General features: G+C 66.5%; 11 protein-coding genes. 8 read left to right on the top strand and 3 right to left on the bottom strand.

Annotated elements, in window-relative coordinates:
- The first annotated feature begins 8 nt into the window (after positions 1–8).
- Genes HPA01S_RS10960 through HPA01S_RS10950 form a run of 3 tightly spaced genes read left to right on the top strand, consistent with a single transcriptional unit; the run spans position 9 to position 5,911 of the window.
- On the top strand, positions 9–1,511 hold the full coding sequence (locus HPA01S_RS10960; protein ID WP_066269821.1) for an FAD-linked oxidase C-terminal domain-containing protein: 1,503 nt from the start codon (positions 9–11) through the stop codon (positions 1,509–1,511).
- A gap of 51 nt (positions 1,512–1,562) precedes the next feature.
- A complete protein-coding gene (locus tag HPA01S_RS10955) occupies positions 1,563–5,429 on the top strand; it encodes a PAS domain-containing sensor histidine kinase (RefSeq protein WP_084360611.1) in 3,867 nt (1,288 codons plus the stop codon).
- Positions 5,426–5,911 carry a response regulator gene (locus tag HPA01S_RS10950; RefSeq protein ID WP_066269815.1) on the top strand — a complete coding sequence of 162 codons (486 nt, stop codon included), beginning with the start codon at positions 5,426–5,428 and terminating at the stop codon, positions 5,909–5,911. Before HPA01S_RS10955 ends, HPA01S_RS10950 begins: the two co-directional genes overlap by 4 nt.
- Positions 5,912–6,034: 123 nt before the next feature.
- Here HPA01S_RS10950 and HPA01S_RS10945 read toward each other — a convergent pair whose 3' ends face one another.
- Complete coding sequence (locus HPA01S_RS10945; RefSeq protein ID WP_066269814.1) at positions 6,035–6,337, bottom strand: RNA-binding protein; 303 nt, start codon at positions 6,335–6,337, stop codon at positions 6,035–6,037.
- Positions 6,338–6,600: 263 nt separating this feature from the next.
- Between HPA01S_RS10945 and HPA01S_RS10940 the strand changes: the two genes are divergently transcribed.
- On the top strand, positions 6,601–9,552 hold the full coding sequence (locus HPA01S_RS10940; protein ID WP_157084969.1) for a sensor domain-containing protein: 2,952 nt from the start codon (positions 6,601–6,603) through the stop codon (positions 9,550–9,552).
- A gap of 18 nt (positions 9,553–9,570) precedes the next feature.
- Here HPA01S_RS10940 and HPA01S_RS10935 read toward each other — a convergent pair whose 3' ends face one another.
- The gene (locus HPA01S_RS10935) at positions 9,571–12,543 is read right to left on the bottom strand and encodes an L-glutamate gamma-semialdehyde dehydrogenase (RefSeq protein WP_066269865.1); all 2,973 of its coding nucleotides are present in this window, start codon (positions 12,541–12,543) and stop codon (positions 9,571–9,573) included.
- 106 nt (positions 12,544–12,649) lie between these two features.
- Here HPA01S_RS10935 and HPA01S_RS10930 point away from each other — a divergent pair, with 106 nt between their 5' ends.
- Both HPA01S_RS10930 and HPA01S_RS10925 read left to right on the top strand, forming a co-directional pair.
- Positions 12,650–13,120 carry an Lrp/AsnC ligand binding domain-containing protein gene (locus HPA01S_RS10930; RefSeq protein WP_066269810.1) on the top strand — a complete coding sequence of 157 codons (471 nt, stop codon included), beginning with the start codon at positions 12,650–12,652 and terminating at the stop codon, positions 13,118–13,120.
- 90 nt (positions 13,121–13,210) lie between these two features.
- Positions 13,211–13,774 carry a DUF3617 domain-containing protein gene (locus HPA01S_RS10925; protein ID WP_066269808.1) on the top strand — a complete coding sequence of 188 codons (564 nt, stop codon included), beginning with the start codon at positions 13,211–13,213 and terminating at the stop codon, positions 13,772–13,774.
- A 3-nt stretch (positions 13,775–13,777) separates the two neighbouring features.
- Here the strand turns inward: HPA01S_RS10925 and HPA01S_RS10920 are convergent, their stop codons facing one another.
- Positions 13,778–14,491 (bottom strand): YggS family pyridoxal phosphate-dependent enzyme, encoded by a 714-nt coding sequence (locus HPA01S_RS10920; RefSeq protein ID WP_066269807.1) that lies wholly within the window; start codon positions 14,489–14,491, stop codon positions 13,778–13,780.
- Positions 14,492–14,530: 39 nt separating this feature from the next.
- Between HPA01S_RS10920 and HPA01S_RS10915 the strand changes: the two genes are divergently transcribed.
- Positions 14,531–15,574, top strand: a complete 1,044-nt coding sequence (locus HPA01S_RS10915) for a type IV pilus twitching motility protein PilT (protein WP_066269806.1) — start codon at positions 14,531–14,533, stop codon at positions 15,572–15,574.
- Between the two features lie 44 nt (positions 15,575–15,618).
- A complete protein-coding gene (locus HPA01S_RS10910; protein WP_066269804.1) occupies positions 15,619–16,755 on the top strand; it encodes a PilT/PilU family type 4a pilus ATPase in 1,137 nt (378 codons plus the stop codon).
- Positions 16,756–16,828 lie beyond the last annotated feature (73 nt).

Here is a 16,828-nt window from a genome sequence, read left to right as displayed (position 1 = left end):
GCCCCCACATGAACGCCGCCACCCTCCCCGCCGAGCACAACACCTTTCACCGCACCGAGCGCCAGGCCGCGGTGGTGCGGGCCCTGCAGGCCGTGGTGCCCGCGCATGCCCTGCTCTGGCAGGCCGAGGACACCGTGCCCTACGAATGCGACGGGCTCACCGCCTACCGCGAGCGCCCGCTGGTGGTGGTGCTGCCCGAGACCGAAGCGCAGGTGGCCGCGGTGCTCAAGGCCTGCCACGCGCTGGACGTGCCGGTGGTGGCGCGTGGTGCGGGCACCGGCCTGTCCGGCGGCGCCATGCCGCATGCCATGGGCGTCACGCTCTCGCTCGCCAAGTTCAACCGCATCCTGAAGATCGACGCCCGCTCACGCACCGCGGTCGTGCAGGCCGGCGTGCGCAACCTCGCCATCTCCGAAGCCGCCGCGCCGCAAGGCCTGTATTACGCGCCCGATCCGAGCAGCCAGATCGCCTGCACCATCGGCGGCAACGTGGCCGAGAACTCGGGTGGTGTGCACTGCCTCAAGTACGGGCTCACGCTGCACAACGTGCTCGCGGTGCGCGGTTTCACGGTCGAGGGCGAGCCCGTCACCTTCGGCGGTGAGGCACTCGACGCGCCGGGCCTCGACCTGTTGCCGCTGGTGGTCGGCAGCGAAGGCATGCTGGCCGTGACGATGGAAGTCACCGTCAAGCTGGTGCCCAAGCCGATGCTGGCGCGCTGCATCATGGCCAGCTTCGACGACATGCGCAAAGCCGGTGACGCGGTGGCCTCGGTGATCGCCGCCGGCATCATCCCGGCCGGCCTGGAGATGATGGACAAGCCCATGACCGCGGCGGTGGAAGACTTCGTGCACGCCGGCTACGACCTGAGCGCCGAAGCCATCCTGCTCTGCGAAAGCGACGGCACGCCGGAAGAGGTGGAAGAAGAGATCGGCCGCATGAGCGACGTGCTGCGCGGCTGCGGCGCCACCGCCATCGCGGTCAGCCGCGACGAGGCCGAGCGCCTGCGTTTCTGGAGCGGGCGCAAGAACGCCTTTCCGGCCAGCGGCCGCATCAGCCCCGACTACATGTGCATGGATTCGACCATCCCGCGCAAGCGCCTGGCCGACATCCTGCTCGCCATCGCGGAGATGGAAAAGAAGTACGGCCTGCGCTGCGCCAACGTGTTCCACGCCGGCGACGGCAACCTGCACCCGCTGATCCTGTTCGATGCCAACGATCCCGACCAGTTGCACCGCTGCGAACTGTTCGGCGCCGACATCCTGGAGACCAGCGTGGCCATGGGCGGCACCGTGACGGGCGAACACGGCGTGGGCGTCGAGAAACTCAACAGCATGTGCGTGCAGTTCTCCGCCGAAGAAAACGCCCAGATGTTCGGCGTGAAAGCGGCCTTTGATACCAAAGGGCTACTAAATCCCGGCAAGGTCATTCCCACCCTGCAACGCTGCGCCGAGTACGGCCGCATGCTGGTGCGCGCCGGGGCGCTTGCACACCCCGAGTTGCCACGTTTTTGACTGTCAAATTTCACACTGAAGAACAAGGGGTGTGGGGTACATTCATGTTGAATGAGCACGACTTTCCCTCCGCAGGGCCAACGCCATGACCACAGGACCGAACGCTCGGCTGTGGAGCGTGAGCGTGCACTGCTGCTGGAACTGGAAACACTGCGTGCCGAAAACGAGCATCTGCGGCGTGCCTACGCGGCGCGGCTCAGCGGCCAGCCAGCCTCGCCCGACGCAACCGCGGGCCTGAGCAACCCGCCCAGCCTGCCGCTGCCGCTGGAAGAGGCCCTGCAATCCGGCAGTGCCCAGCGCGCGTCGGACTCAGCCCAGCTTGAGTACGAAGCCCTGTTCTCGGCCCTCGCCAGCGTGTTCCCGATCGGGGTCTTCCGCACCGATCACGGTGGCCTGCTCACCCACGTGGACGAACAGCTGCAGGCCATCTTTGCGCTGAAGAAGGAAGACTTCCCCAATTTCGGCTGGCTCAGCCGCGTGCATCCCGATGACCTGGAGCGTGTGCAACGCCACTGGGCACATGCCCTGGACACGGGCGAAGCGCTCAGCGTGGAGTTCCGCCTGCTGCGGCCCGGCAACGAGCTGGTCCACGTGCTGGCGCGCAACGCACCGCTGCGCGACGCAAATGGCGCCATCGTCTGCCAGCTGGGTTTCCTGCAGGACATCACGCCGATGCGCGCGCTCGAAGCCGATGCGCGCATCAAGGACGAACTGAATCGCCAGATCATCGCCGCCAGCCCCGACTGCACCAAGGTGCTCGACTTGCAGGGCCGTGTGGTGCAAATGACGGCCCAGGGTTGCCGCCTGGTCGAGGTGGACGACTTCGAACAGGTGCGCAACAGCGACTGGACCACCTGGTGGGATGAAAGCGGCAGCCTGCTCGCACGCGAAGCGCTGGAGAGCGCACGCCAGGGCAAGAGCGCACGCTTCGTGTCGTTCGGCACCACCTTCAAGGGCACACCCAAGTGGTGGGACACCATGGTCACGCCGATCTGCGATGCCCAGGGCCACCCGGTGATGCTGATGGCGGTCTCGCGTGACATCACCGCGCTGCAACAGCAGCAGGAAGAAATCCAGCGCTTCAACGCCGAACTCGAAAACCGGGTGCGGCAGCGCACCGACGAACTGGCAGAAGCCAAGGAACGCGTCAGCACGGCGCTGCAGGAAGCGCAGTCGCTTTACGACCAAGCGCCCTGCGGCTACCACTCGGTAGACGCCAACGGCACCTTCGTGCTGGTCAACCGAACGGCGCTGGATTGGCTGGGCTACGAGCGCGGCGAGGTCATCGGCAAGCTGACCGTGTTCGACATCGTCTCGCCCGAGCAGGCGCCCATCGTCAAGGAGCGCCTGGCGCGCATGGTGCAGGGCGAGAAGCTCGACACCGGTGAGTTCACCGTGCGCCGGCGCGACGGCAGCACCTTTCTGGCCCTGCTCAGCAGCACCCGCGTGGTGGATGACCAGGGCCGCTTCGCGCGCACCAACAGCACGCTGCTGGACATCACCGCGCGCAAGACCGCAGAGACCGCGCTCGCCACGCAGCGCAACTTCCTGCAGGCCATCACCAACAGCGTGCCGGTGCAGCTTGCCTTCTTCGACCGCGACCTGATCTGCCGCTTCGCCAATGCCAGCTACGCGCGCTGGGGCCGCGGCGACACCGAGTTGCTGATCGGCAAACACCTGAGCGAGATCGCAAGCCGCGAGAACTTCGAAGAAGCCCGCGTCCGGCTCGCAGCCGCGTTGACCGGCGAGATCCAGCGCTTCGAGGGCGATCGCACCCTCCCGGACGGCCACCGCTTCTATGCCGGCATCGAATACACGCCGTACTGGAGCGGCGGCAAGGTGGAAGGCATCATCATCCAGATGGTGGACCTGTCGCACCGCAAGGCGTCGGAAGACCTGGTGCGCCACACCAACAGCCAGCTCAACAGCGCGCTGGAGCAATCCCAAGGTCTCTACAACAACGCGCCGTGCGGCTACCACTCGCTGGATGCCAACGGCATCTATGTGTCGATCAACGACACCGAGTTGAACTGGCTGGGCTACAACCGCGAGGAAGTGATCGGCGAACTGAGCTTCCGCGACCTCGTGGCCCTGCCCCGGCAAGCCGAGCTGCTCGACGAGCAGATGCAGAAGGTCATGCAGAACGGCACGCCGGAGGCGGTCGAGTGCGACATCCGGCGCCGCGACGGCACGACCTTCAGCGCACTGTTGTCAACCTCTGCGGTGCGCGACACCGCCGGCCGCTTCCTGCGCAGCAACACCACGGTGGTCGACATCACCGGCCGCAAGTCCGCCGAAATCGCCCTGCGAGGCAACCAGCGCTTCCTGCAGACCATCACCGACCATGTGCCGGGCCTCATCGCCTACCTGGACGCCGATCTGCACTTCCGTTTTGCCAACGCCGAACACATGCGCGTCTACGGCATGAACCCTCTGCAGCTCGTTGGCCGGCACATCAGCGACTGCACCCCGGACGCGATCTGGTCCGAGATCAAGCCCCACATGGAAGCCGCGCTCAACGGCCTGCCGCAGCACTTCGAGGCCTGGCGCACCACGGTCGACGGGCAGCAGATCTACGTCAACACCAACTACCTGCCGGACGTGAACGACGGTGTCGTGCAGGGCCTGTTCGTGCAGATGATCGACATCACCGAGCGCAAACGCGTGGAAGAGCGTGTCGTGCACCTCAACGAGGAGCTCGAACAACGCATCCGCGAGCGCTCGCTGGAGCTGCTGGAAAGCGAGCAACGCTTCCGCCTCATGGTGGACAACCTGCGCGACTACTGCATCTTCTTCATGGATGCCGAGGGCACCATCACCGACTGGACCGACAGCGCCCAGCGCATGGACGGCTATTCACCGACGCAGATGCTGGGCCGCCACTACGGCATCCTGTTCGATCCGGGCAACCCCGAACACGGCAAGATCAGCGCCATGCAGATGCTGCGCCTGGCCGCGTCGCGTGGCCAGCACGAGCTGCACAACTGGCACACCCGCAAGGACGGTTCGCAATACTGGTCACACTCGGTGCTGATCGCACTGCGCGACGATGGCGGCGAGCTCAAGGGCTTCGCCAAGATCAACCGCGACATGACCGACGCCAAGCGGCTTGACGACCTGATGCGCAACATCAACGACGAGCTGGAAAACCGCGTCGTCGAGCGCACCGAGCAGCTGCTGGCCGCCAACAAGGACCTGGAGTCGTTCTCCTACTCGGTCTCGCACGATCTTCGCTCACCACTGCGCCACATCTCCAGCTTCGTCAGCCTGCTCGAAGAACACCTGGGTGGCAATTGCGACGAGGTGAGCGCCCGCTACCTCAGCACCATTGGCAACTCGGCGCGCCACATGAGCCAGCTCATCGACGGCCTGCTCGCGTTCTCGCGCCTGGGCCGTTCGGCAGTCAACCTCACCGCAGTCGATTTCACCCTCCTGGTAGACGCGGTGGTCGGCCAACTCGGCCACGACACCGAAGGCCGGGTGGTGGACTGGGTGGTCGCGCCCGACCTGCCGGTGGTCCAGGGCGACGCCCTGCTGCTGCGCGAGGTGTGGGCCAATTTGTTGGGCAATGCCTACAAATACACCCGTCCGCGTGAACGAACGCGCATCGAGGTGGGCTGGAGCATGGACCCGGTGGTGGGCTACACCTTCTTTGTTCGTGACAATGGCGTGGGTTTTGACACAAAATACGCCCAGAAGCTGTTTGGCGTCTTCCAACGCCTCCATCGCGCCTCGGAGTTCGAAGGCACCGGCATTGGCCTTGCTCTGACGCGGCGCATCATCGAGCGACACGGCGGCACCGTCTGGGCTGAAAGCCAGCTCGGTCAAGGCAGTGTTTTCTATTTCTCGTTACCTTTTGAAGGCGTCCATGGCCTTGAGTCTCCCATTGACTCGATGCCGGCCGCCCTGGAACCATGAGCAAAAACGCCGACGCCATCCTTCTTGTTGAAGACAACCCCGACGACGCCGAGCTGACCAAGCTGGCGCTGGCGCGGCATGGCCTGGATGGGCGCGTCACGCACGTATCGGACGGCATGCAGGCGCTCGACTACCTGCACCGGCGCAACGGTTTCACCAACCGTTCCGGCAGCAACCCCATGCTGGTGCTGCTGGACCTGAAGATGCCGTTGCTCGACGGCATCGGCGTGTTGAAGGAAATCAAGGGCTCGGACAACCTGAACCACATTCCGGTGGTGGTGCTGACCTCGTCCACCGAACCGAGCGACCTGCTGCGCGCCTACGATGCCGGCACCAACGCCTACATCGCCAAGCCAACCGAGTTTTCGCAGTTCCTCAGCGCCATGAAGCACGTGTGCGAGTTCTGGATCAACATCAACCAGACCGCGCCGCAGTTGCCCAGCGCCGGCGTGCGCACCACCGACTTCGGCGACCTGATGTAAGGCGCCGGGGTGCCACGCTCACAAGGTGCGGCGTCGAATCAGGCCACGCTCACAAGGTGCGGCGTCGAATCAGGCCACGGGAAAAAAGAACACGCGGGCCGGCGCTGCGGCCGCGTGCCAGGCTCAATAGATGTCGGAGTCGGCCCACTGCGACGAGGGGCCGTCCTCGGCCGTCACCGGCACGTTGAGGTTGAGCACGAAGACCACCTCGCCGCCGAAGCGGCCCACGCCCAGGCTCTTCATGAGCACCTGCTCTTCTTCCGGGCGCTCCATGCGCAGGAAACAGATGGCCTGTTTGGTGCCTTCGTGCATGGCCGTGAGGATGTCCAGCCGCGTGATGCGGCCGAACTCGCTGCACAGCTGGTGCAGCGCGGACTTGAGACTGGCGACGTCGCTGTACTGCCGGAGTTCTGCGAGTGTGCTCACGATCAATTCCTCACACAAAATTCACACTGACAAGGGCGATACCGGTGGGCGAAAACTTCACAAACGCCAGGGTATCGGCATCTGCCCGATGTTAGAACATAAGCAACACATCTAACATTTCCGTTACAAAACCGGTCACCATCTTTGGGGTATCCCGTGCAGAACCTCACGGGCTGCCATCAGCTTAGGCCCATAACAAGTGGGGCCCGTGACAACGGACTCTGTATGCTGCAAGCCCCACCCCCTTCCTGACACCTCTTCCCATGCGAGCTGGATCCCGGAACCGCACTGCCCCCATCGCCGACACGGCCTTCGACCGCACCGGGACCTGGACCGTGCCGACACAGCGCAACGAACTGGACCGCCTGGCCGAGATGACGGCGCTGATGGCGCACACCGGTGCCGCCCTGCTGCTGGATGCATCGCGCTCGCCACCCGAGGTGCTCGGCGCGCACGGGCTGGAGTCGCAGGACATCCCGGCCGCGATCGAGGCGTTTGCGCGCCAGTGGGTGCAGGGTGATCCGGGCCAGCCGACGGCCGACCAGACCAGCGTCGACGAACCTGGCGTGGGCCATGGCCACTGGCTGCCCCTGCCCGCCGTGGCCGGGCTGCCGGGCACCGCACTGCTGCTGCTGGACAAGGCCCCTCACAGCGGGCCGCCGCCCAGCCCCGACGTGCTCCAGTTGCTGGCGCGGCACGCGGCCGACGTGCTCTCGCTGGCGCGCCGCTGCGACCAGAGCGAGCAGTACAACGCCACCATCCTGCGCGAGAGCGAAAGCCGGCTCAACCTGACCGAGCACACCGCAGGTGCCGGCAGCTGGTCGCTGCAGCTGTCCACGCGCGAGGTGGTGCATTCGGACGAGTTCGCGACCGTGCTCGGCCTGAACGACCAACGCCAGGTGCACAACCTGGAAGACATGGTGCAGCGCTACAGCCCCGAGTGGCGCAACAACATCCGGCTGCGGCTGGAGCGCTGTGCGCAGCACGGCGAGGGCTTTGACGAGGAAATCCAGGTCATGGTGGACGGCGGCGCGCCCAAGTGGGTGCGCACCGTGGGCACCGCCGTGCGCCGCTCCAACGGACAGATCGTGCGCATTCAGGGCGCGATCCAGGACATCTCGGCACAGAAGCAGGCACAGCAGGACACGCTGCGCCTGGCCATGCGCCTGACCACCACGCTGGCCAGCATCACCGAGGCCTTCGTCACGCTGGACCGCCAGTGCTGCTTCACCTACCTGAACCAGGAGAGCGAACGCCTGCTGCAGAAGACCACCGCCGATCTGCTCGGGCTGGAGCTCTGGCAGGACTTCGGCGCCGGCCTGGCCAAGCGCCTTAAAGAACAGCTCAAGCAATCGCTGGACACCAACCGCCGGGTCGAGCTGGAGGACTACTTCCCCACGCTGGGCAAGTGGCTGGAGGTGCGCGCCTACCCGTTTGCCGAAGGGCTGGCGGTGTACTTCCGCGACGTCACCGAACGGCGCCGCTCGCAGGAACAGCTGATGTTGCTGGAGACCAGCGTGTCGCGGCTCAACGACATCGTGGCCATCGCCGAAACCGGCATCGGCAGCGACGACCAGGAGCCGCGCATCGTGTTCGTGAACGACGCCTTCGAGCAGCACACCGGCTACAGCCGTGCCGAGGTGCTGGGGCAGTCGCCGCGCATGCTGCTCGAACTCGACCCCGCCATCCCCAAGCTGCGGCAGCTGGCACTGGGCCTGCAGCAGACCCAGCAGGCCCGCACCGAGCTGATGGTGCGGCGCAAGAACGGCGCCATGTTCTGGGTCGAGCTGGAAGTGGTGTCGGTGCAGGCCACCGCCGAAGAGGTGACGCACTGGGTGGCGGTGGGGCGTGACATCACGCAGCGCAAGACCGCCGAAGACATGATCCGCCACCTGGCGTTCTACGACGCGCTGACCGACCTGCCCAACCGCCAGCTGCTGCTGGACCGGCTGCAGCAGGCGCTGGCCGCCAGCGAACGCTCGGGCCAGCACGGTGCACTGATGTTCATCGACCTGGACAACTTCAAGGTGCTCAACGACACCCTGGGCCACCACATGGGCGACCAGCTGCTGCAGAAGGTGGCGGCGCGCCTGACCAAGAGCGTGCGCAAGACCGACATGGTGGCGCGCCTGGGTGGCGACGAATTCGTGGTGATGGTCGACGACCTCAGCGCCGACCCCGAGGCCGCGGCCTTCAAGGCCCACGCCCTGGCCGAAAAGGTGCTCAACACGCTGCGCGAGCCGTTCCAGCTCACCGGCCACCAGCACTTCACCACGCCCAGCATCGGCGTCACCTCGTTCCAGGGCCAGCAGAGCGATGTGGCCGAGCTGCTCAAGCAGGCCGACCTGGCGATGTACCAGGCCAAGTCCCTGGGGCGCAACACCCTGTGTTTCTTCGACCCCAACATGCAGGCCACGGTGAGCGCCAACGCCACCGTGGGCTCCGACCTGCGCGTGGCGCTCAACGAGCAGCAGTTCGTGGTGCACTACCAGCCGCAGGTGGACCGTGTCGGCGTGATCATCGGCGTGGAAGCCCTGGTGCGCTGGCAGCACCCGCACCGCGGACTGATCCACCCGGCCGACTTCATCTCGGTGGCCGAAGACACCGGCCTGATCCTGCCGCTGGGCCAGTGGGTGCTGGAGAAAGCCTGCGAACAGCTGGCCACCTGGGCAGACCAGCCGCAGACCGCGAACCTGAGCATCGCGGTGAACGTGAGCGTGCGCCAGTTCCGCCACCCCGATTTCGTCGACATGGTGATGGCCGCCATCACGCGCAACGGCATCCAGCCGCAGAACCTCAAGCTCGAACTCACCGAAAGCCTGCTGGCCGACCGCATGGAGATCACCATCGACAAGATGGGCATGCTCAAGGCGCTGGGCGTGACGCTGGCGCTGGACGACTTCGGTGTCGGCTACTCCTCGCTCTCGGTGCTCAAGCGCCTGCCGCTGGACCAGCTCAAGATCGACAAGGGTTTTGTCGCGGACGTATTGACCGACCCGAACGACGCTGCCATCTCGCGCGCCATCATCGCCCTGGCGCAGAGCCTGAGCCTGAAGGTGGTGGCCGAAGGCGTGGAAACGCAGGAGCAGCGCGACTTCCTGGCCTACCAGGGTTGCGACCAGTTCCAGGGTTATCTGTTCGCCAAGCCGCTGCCGATCGAGGCGCTGAACGCGCTGCTGCAGAACCCGACCGCGGGCCTGCTGGTGCTGAGCTGAGCGCGCCGCCCGGCACGCTCAGGCGGTGAACAGCGCCACGTTGCCACCGGCGGCGGTGGTGTTGATGGTCAGGGTCTGCTCGGCGCAGAAGCGCTGCAGGTAGTGCGGGCCGCCGGCCTTGGGGCCGGTGCCACTCAGGCCTTCGCCACCAAAGGGCTGCACGCCGACCACGGCGCCGATCATGTTGCGGCTCACATAGACGTTGCCCACGCGCGCGGCCGCGGCCAGCGCCAGCGCGCGGCTGTCGATGCGGGTCTGGATGCCCAGCGTGAGGCCATAGCCCAGCGCGTTGATCTGCTGCACCACCGCCATCGGGTCGCCGCGCCAGCGCACCACCTGCAGCACCGGGCCGAAGATCTCGGTCTTCACATCCGCCACATCGTTCACCTCGAACATCTGCGGCACCACCAGGTGCGGCAGGGCCGATGCAGACGGCGCCGATGGCAGCAGCGGCCTGGCGTGCCCATGCAGGTGCTGCAGTTGCTGCGCAATGCCGTCGAAGGCCTCGGCGTCGATCACCGGGCCGAGGTCGGTGGACAGCTCGGCCGGGTTGCCCGCCACCAGCTCTTGCGCCGCGCCCCGGATCATGTGGATCACACCATCGGCCACCGCCTCGTGCACACACAGCAGGCGCAGCGCAGAACAACGCTGGCCGGCGCTGCGGAACGCGCTCTGCAGCACGGCGTCGGCCACCTGCTCGGGCAGGGCCGTGCTGTCGACCAGCATGGCGTTGATGCCACCGGTCTCGGCAATCAGCGGCACGATGGGCCCGTCCTTGGCGGCCAGCGCGCGCTGGATCAGCTTGGCCACCGGCGTGGAACCGGTGAACACCACACCGGCAATGCCGGGCTGCGCCACCAGCGCCGCACCCACCGTCTCGCCCGGGCCGTGCAGCAGTTGCAGCGCATCGGCCGGCACGCCGGCGGCGTGAAGCAGCCGCACGGCTTCGAGCGCAATGGCCGGCGTCTGCTCGGCGGGTTTGGCCAGCACGCTGTTGCCGGTGGCGAGTGCCGCCGCCACCTGGCCGGTGAAAATGGCCAGCGGGAAGTTCCAGGGGCTGATGCAGACCCAGGCGCCACGCCCTTCCAGCCGCAAGGTGTTGCTCTCGCCGGTGGGGCCCGGCAGGGTCTGCGGCGCCATCACGCGTTCGGCGTCGTTGGCGTAGTAGCGCAGGAAGTCGATCGCCTCGCGCACCTCGGACACCGCATCGGCCCAGCCCTTGTGCGCTTCCTTCACCAGCAGCGCGCACAGCGTGGGCAGTTGCCCTTGCATGGCGTCGGCGGTGCGGCGCAACACGGCGGCACGTTCGGCCACCGGCGTGTGGCTCCAGCCACCGAAGGCTCGCACGGCGCGCGCTACCGAGGCCGGTACGTCGGCGGCACTCGCTTCCGGCACGGTCGGCACGTGCAAGGCTGCGTGCGCGGCCAGCAACGGTTCGCGTTGCGCGACCACCGCCAGGTCCAGCCCCAGGCTGTTGGGCCGTGTGTCTCCGTAGAGTGCCGGCGGCAATGGCAACGTCGACACGTGGGCACCGGGCGAGGAGCGCAGCAGCGGCGACACCAGCAGCTCGTCCATGCCCACCGACTCGTCGGCCAGCTGGTGCACGAAGGACGAGTTGGCGCCGTTCTCCAGCAGGCGCCGCACCAGATAGGCCAGCAGGTCGCGGTGCGCGCCCACCGGCGCGTACACGCGGCACGACACCGCCGGGTTCTTCAGCACCTCGCGGTAGATGCCCTCGCCCATGCCGTGCAGGCGCTGCAGCTCGAAGGGCGTGCCATGTCTGCCCGCCATCTGCAGGATGGCCGCGATGGTGCCGGCGTTGTGGGTGGCGAACTGCGGGTAGATCGCATCGGACGCGTCCAGCAAGGCGTGCGCACACGCCAGGTAACTCACATCGGTGTGCGGCTTCTGCTTGAACACCGGGTAGGCCGGCAGGCCGAGCTCTTGCGCGCGCTTGATCTCCGCATCCCAGTAGGCGCCCTTGACCAGCCGGCACATGAAGCGCAGCCGGTGCCGCCGCGCCAGCGCCGCCACGTGTTCAACCAGCTCCACCGCGCGCGTCTGGTAGGCCTGCAATGCCAGTCCGAAGCCCTGCCACTGCGGACACTCCCGCGCCACGCGCGCGGCCAGGGCGTCGAACACGTCCAGCGAAAGTTCGAGCCGGTCCACCTCTTCGGCGTCGATGGTGAGGTTGAGCCCGGCCGCGGCGGCCGCCTCGCACAGCGTCCACACGCGCGGCACCAGTTCACGCATCACGCGGTCGTGCTGCGCATCTTCGTAGCGCGGGTGCAGCGCGCTGAGCTTGATGGAGATGCCGTCGTTCTGCGCCGGATGGCGCGCGCGGTCGGCACCGTGCGCGATGGCGGCAATGGCGTGCCGGTAACTCGCGAGGTAGCGCAGCGCGTCGGCCTCGGTGCGCGCGCCCTCGCCCAGCATGTCGTAGCTGAAGCGCAGATGGGCCTGGCGCTGGCGGGCCGCGCCCGCCTCCTTCATGCCCTCGGCGATGGTCTGGCCCAGCACGAACTGCCGGCCCAGCAACTGCACCGCACGCAGCGCGGCGGCCACCACGGTGCGTGCGCCCAGCCTGGCCATCACGCCGGGTTCGGCATCGGCGGTAGGCAGGAAGTGTCTGGACAGCGCGATGGCGCTGGAGGACAGGCGCGCCAACGTTGACGCATGGCCATCGAAGTCGGCCCGGCCGAGCTGGTCGGCGGTGAGCGCTATCGCGGTCTCGGCGTCGGGCACACGCAGCAGGGCCTCGGCCAGCCGCATCAGCGCCAGGCCCTCGGCGCTGGAAATCGGGTACTCCCTGAGCAGGCTCTCCATGGCCCAGAACGGCGGTGGGTGCTGGCGCACCGCCTGCACCCAGGGGGCGGCGTGGGCGGCGGCGGCGTCCCAGTCCAGCGCGCCATGCAAGGCGCTCAGGCGCTGGGCCAGCACCCCGGCTTCGGGGCGGTAGGGGAACGGCAGGCGGTCGGCGGTGCGTGGCATGGAGGGCTCCGGAAAGGGCGCTGAATCGGTGAGTTCAGGCATGTTGCCGCCAAAATGACCGAACATTTCACCAAACAAGACGGTTCAAACCGGATAATCCACCGTCATGTCAGCCATCGCGCCACCCGACCGCATCGACCTGAAGATCCTGCAACTGCTGCAGGCCGACGGCCGCCTGAGCAACCTGAAACTGGCCGAAGCGGTGGCGCTCTCGCCCACCGCGGTGCTGGCGCGCACCCAGCGCCTGCAGCGCGACGGCTTCATCCTCGGCTACGAGGCGCGGCTGAACCCGCTGCAGCTCGGGCGCGGCATGATGGTCTTCGTCGAGGTGCTGCTCGACCGCACCACGCCCAACGTGTTCAACGAGTTCAAAGCCGCGGTGCAGGTGCGCGACGAGATCATGGAGTGCCACATGGTGGCCGGCGGTTTCGACTACCTGCTCAAGACCCGCATGGCCGACATGGCGGCCTACCGCGACTTCGCCGGCAGTGTGCTGTGGCAGTTGCCCGGCGTGCGCGAGACCCGCACCTACGCGGTGATGGAAGAGGTGAAGAACAGCTCGCGCCTGCCGCTGTGATCCTGTGATGGGGTGCATTGCCATTCCTCTGTCATTGACAGGCCAACTGCGCCCCGCACAATGGCCGGCTTCAGCCCAGGAGACCACACGATGAACCACCGCAGCGCCACCGCGTCCACCCTCTTGTCCGCCGCCCTGCTCGTGCTCGGCGGCACCGCCCATGCCCAGACCATCAAGCCCGGCCTGTGGGAGATCACCCACAAGATGGTGGGCAACCCCGAGGTGGACAAGGCCATGGCACAGATGCAGCAGCAGATGGCGAGCATGCCGCCCGCGCAGCGCAAGCAGATGGAAGAGATGTTCGCGAAACAGGGCATGAGCCTGCCCGGCGCGGGCTCGGGGGGCGAGATGGCGATCAAGGTCTGCATCACGCCCGAGATGGCGGCGCGGCAGGACATGCCGATGCAGAAGGATGGCAATTGCACCAGCACCGTGACTTCGCGCAGCGCCACCGGCATGAAGATGAACTTCGTCTGCAAGACACCGCCCTCCACCGGTGAAAGCACCTACACCTTCAACGGCGACGCCGCCTACAGCATGAAGATGGTGGTCACCAGCACACCGCAGGGCAAGCCGCAGACGACGAGCATGGAAGGCCAGGGCAAGTGGCTGGCCACCAGCTGCGGCGCCATCAAGCCGGCGGCGAAGAACTGAGCATCAAGACAGCCTGGCGGGCCGGCCGCCGAACACGGCCCGGCCCACACGCACCAGGGTGGCACCGGCGGCGATGGCGGCCTCCAGGTCGTCGCTCATGCCCATGGACAAGGTGTCCAGCGCATGGCCCTCGGCGTTGAGCCGGTCAAACAGCGCCCTGGCCTGCAGGAACACCGCGCGCTGCGCCTCAAAGCCTTCAACCGGGTCCGGGATGCACATCAGGCCACGCAGTTTCAGACGCGGCAGCCGCGCCACCGCCGCGGCCAGCGCCGGCAGTTCGGCCGGCGACACACCGGCCTTGGTGGCACCACCGTCCACGTTCACCTGCAGGCAGACCTGCAAGGGTGGCAAGGCATCGGGGCGTTGTTCGCTCAGGCGCTCGGCGATCTTGAGCCGGTCGACCGATTGCACCCAGTCGAAATGTGCCGCCACCAGGCGCGTCTTGTTGCTCTGCAGCGGGCCGATGCAATGCCATTCGATGGCGGGCGTTTCGGCGTTCGCGGATTCGCGCAGGGCGAGGATTTTCTCCACCCCTTCCTGCACGTAGTTCTCGCCAAAAGAACGCTGGCCGGCAGCCTGCGCCAGACGAACGGCGTCGGGCCCGAAGGTCTTGGAAACCGCCAGCAGCGAGACCTCTGTCACGCCGCGTTCCGCCTGTGCGCACGCAAGCGCCATTCGCGCCTGCAAGCCTTGGAGATTGCGTTCAATGCTCGTCATAATCTGCCGTCATACCTCAACACCGCACGGGACCCCGGGATGGATATCACCCAACTGCTTGCCTTCAGCGTCAAGAACAAAGCATCCGATCTTCACCTCTCGGCCGGTCTGCCGCCCATGATACGGGTGCATGGCGACGTGCGACGCATCAACGTCGAACCGCTGGACCACAAGCAGGTCCACGGCATGGTGTACGACATCATGAACGACAGCCAGCGCAAGCAGTACGAAGAGTTCCTCGAGTGCGACTTCTCGTTCGAGATCGAAGGCCTGTCGCGATTCCGCGTCAACGCCTTCAACCACAACCGCGGCGCCGGCGCGGTGTTCCGCACCATCCCGAGCAAGATCCTCACGCTCGAACAGCTCAACGCGCCCAAGATCTTCGGCGACCTCGCACTGCGCCCGCGCGGCCTGGTGCTGGTGACCGGCCCGACCGGTTCGGGCAAGTCGACCACGCTGGCCGGCATGGTCAACCACCTCAACGAAACCGAGTACGGCCATATCCTGACGGTGGAAGACCCGGTGGAGTTCGTGCACGAGTCCAAGAAGTGCCTGGTCAACCAGCGTGAAGTCGGGCCACACACCCTGAGCTTTGCCAACGCACTGCGCTCGGCGCTGCGCGAAGACCCGGACGCGATCCTGGTCGGCGAAATGCGCGACCTCGAAACCATCCGCCTGGCCATGACCGCCGCCGAAACCGGCCACCTGGTGTTCGGCACCCTGCACACCTCCAGCGCGGCCAAGACCATCGACCGCATCATCGACGTGTTCCCGGCGGAAGAAAAAGACATGGTGCGCGCCATGTTGTCCGAATCGCTGGTGGCTGTCATCTCGCAGACGCTGTGCAAGACCAAGGACGGTTCGGGCCGTGTCGCGGCGCACGAGATCATGCTGGGCACCAGCGCGATCCGCAACCTGATCCGCGAGGCCAAGGTGGCGCAGATGTACTCGGCGATCCAGACCGGCAACAGCGTGGGCATGCAGACGCTGGACCAGAACCTGTCCGACCTGGTCAAGCGCAACGTGATCAGCCCGGCCGAAGCACGCGGCAAGGCCAAGATCCCCGAGAATTTCCCCGGCTGATCCAGCCGGCGCCAGTTAAGAAAAACGACACGAGGGGAAGGTCCATGGAACGCGACCAGGCTTCAAAATTCATCAACGACCTGCTGCGCCTGATGCTCAGCCGCACCGGCAGCGACCTGTTCCTCACGGCGGACTTTCCGCCTGCGATCAAGGTCGATGGTGCGGTGGTCAAGGTCTCGCCGCAGCCGCTCAATGCCTCGCACACGCTGGCCCTGGCGCGTTCCATCATGAACGACAAGCAGGCGGCGGAGTTCGAGCGCACCAAGGAGTGCAACTTCGCCATCGCGCCGCCGGCCATCGGCCGCTTCCGCGTCAGCGCCTTCATCCAGCAGGGCAAGGTCGGCATGGTGCTGCGCACGATTCCCGCCGTGCTGCCCACCATCGACAAACTCGGCCTGCCGCAGGTGCTGAAGGACGTGGCGCTGTCCAAGCGCGGCCTGTGCATCCTGGTCGGCGCCACCGGCTCGGGCAAGTCCACCTCGCTGGCAGCCATGGTGGACTGGCGCAACGAGAACACCCACGGCCACATCATCACCATCGAAGACCCGGTGGAGTTCGTGCACCCGCACAAGAACTGCGTGGTGACGCAACGCGAAGTGGGCCTGGACACCGACAGCTGGGAAGCCGCGCTGAAGAACACGCTGCGCCAGGCGCCCGACGTGATCCTGATGGGCGAAATCCGTGACCGCGAGACCATGGAGCATGCAATCCAGTTCTCGGAAACCGGTCACCTGTGCCTGGCCACGCTGCACGCCAACAGCGCCAACCAGGCGCTGGACCGCATCATCAACTTCTTCCCCGAAGAGCGCCGCGCCCAGTTGCTGATGGACCTGTCGCTGAACCTGCGCGCGCTGGTGTCGCAGCGCCTGATTCCGCGCCAGGACAACAAGGGCCGGCACGCGGCGGTGGAGATCATGCTGAACTCCCCGCTGATCTCCGACCTGATCTTCAAGGGCGATGTGGCCGAGATCAAGGAGATCATGAAGAAGAGCACGCAGATGGGCATGCAGACCTTCGACCAGGCGCTGTTCAACGCCTTCGAGGCCAACCTCATCACGCTGGAAGACGCGCTGCGCAACGCCGACTCGCTCAACGACCTGCGCCTGCAGATCAAGCTCAACAGCCAGCGCGCCAAGTCGATCGACCTGGCCGCGGGCACCGAGCACCTCACTATCATGTGATTCCCCCCGCGCCGCGCCTGCGGCGCGCTGCCCCCTCAAGGGGCAATGCCTGCGGCCCGGCAAAGCCGGTTCC

The organism is Hydrogenophaga palleronii NBRC 102513, assembly GCF_001571225.1.
Lineage (GTDB): Bacteria > Pseudomonadota > Gammaproteobacteria > Burkholderiales > Burkholderiaceae_C > Hydrogenophaga > Hydrogenophaga palleronii.
Note: the sequence above shows the minus strand (reverse complement) of the source record. Positions and strands in the feature narration are given on the sequence as shown.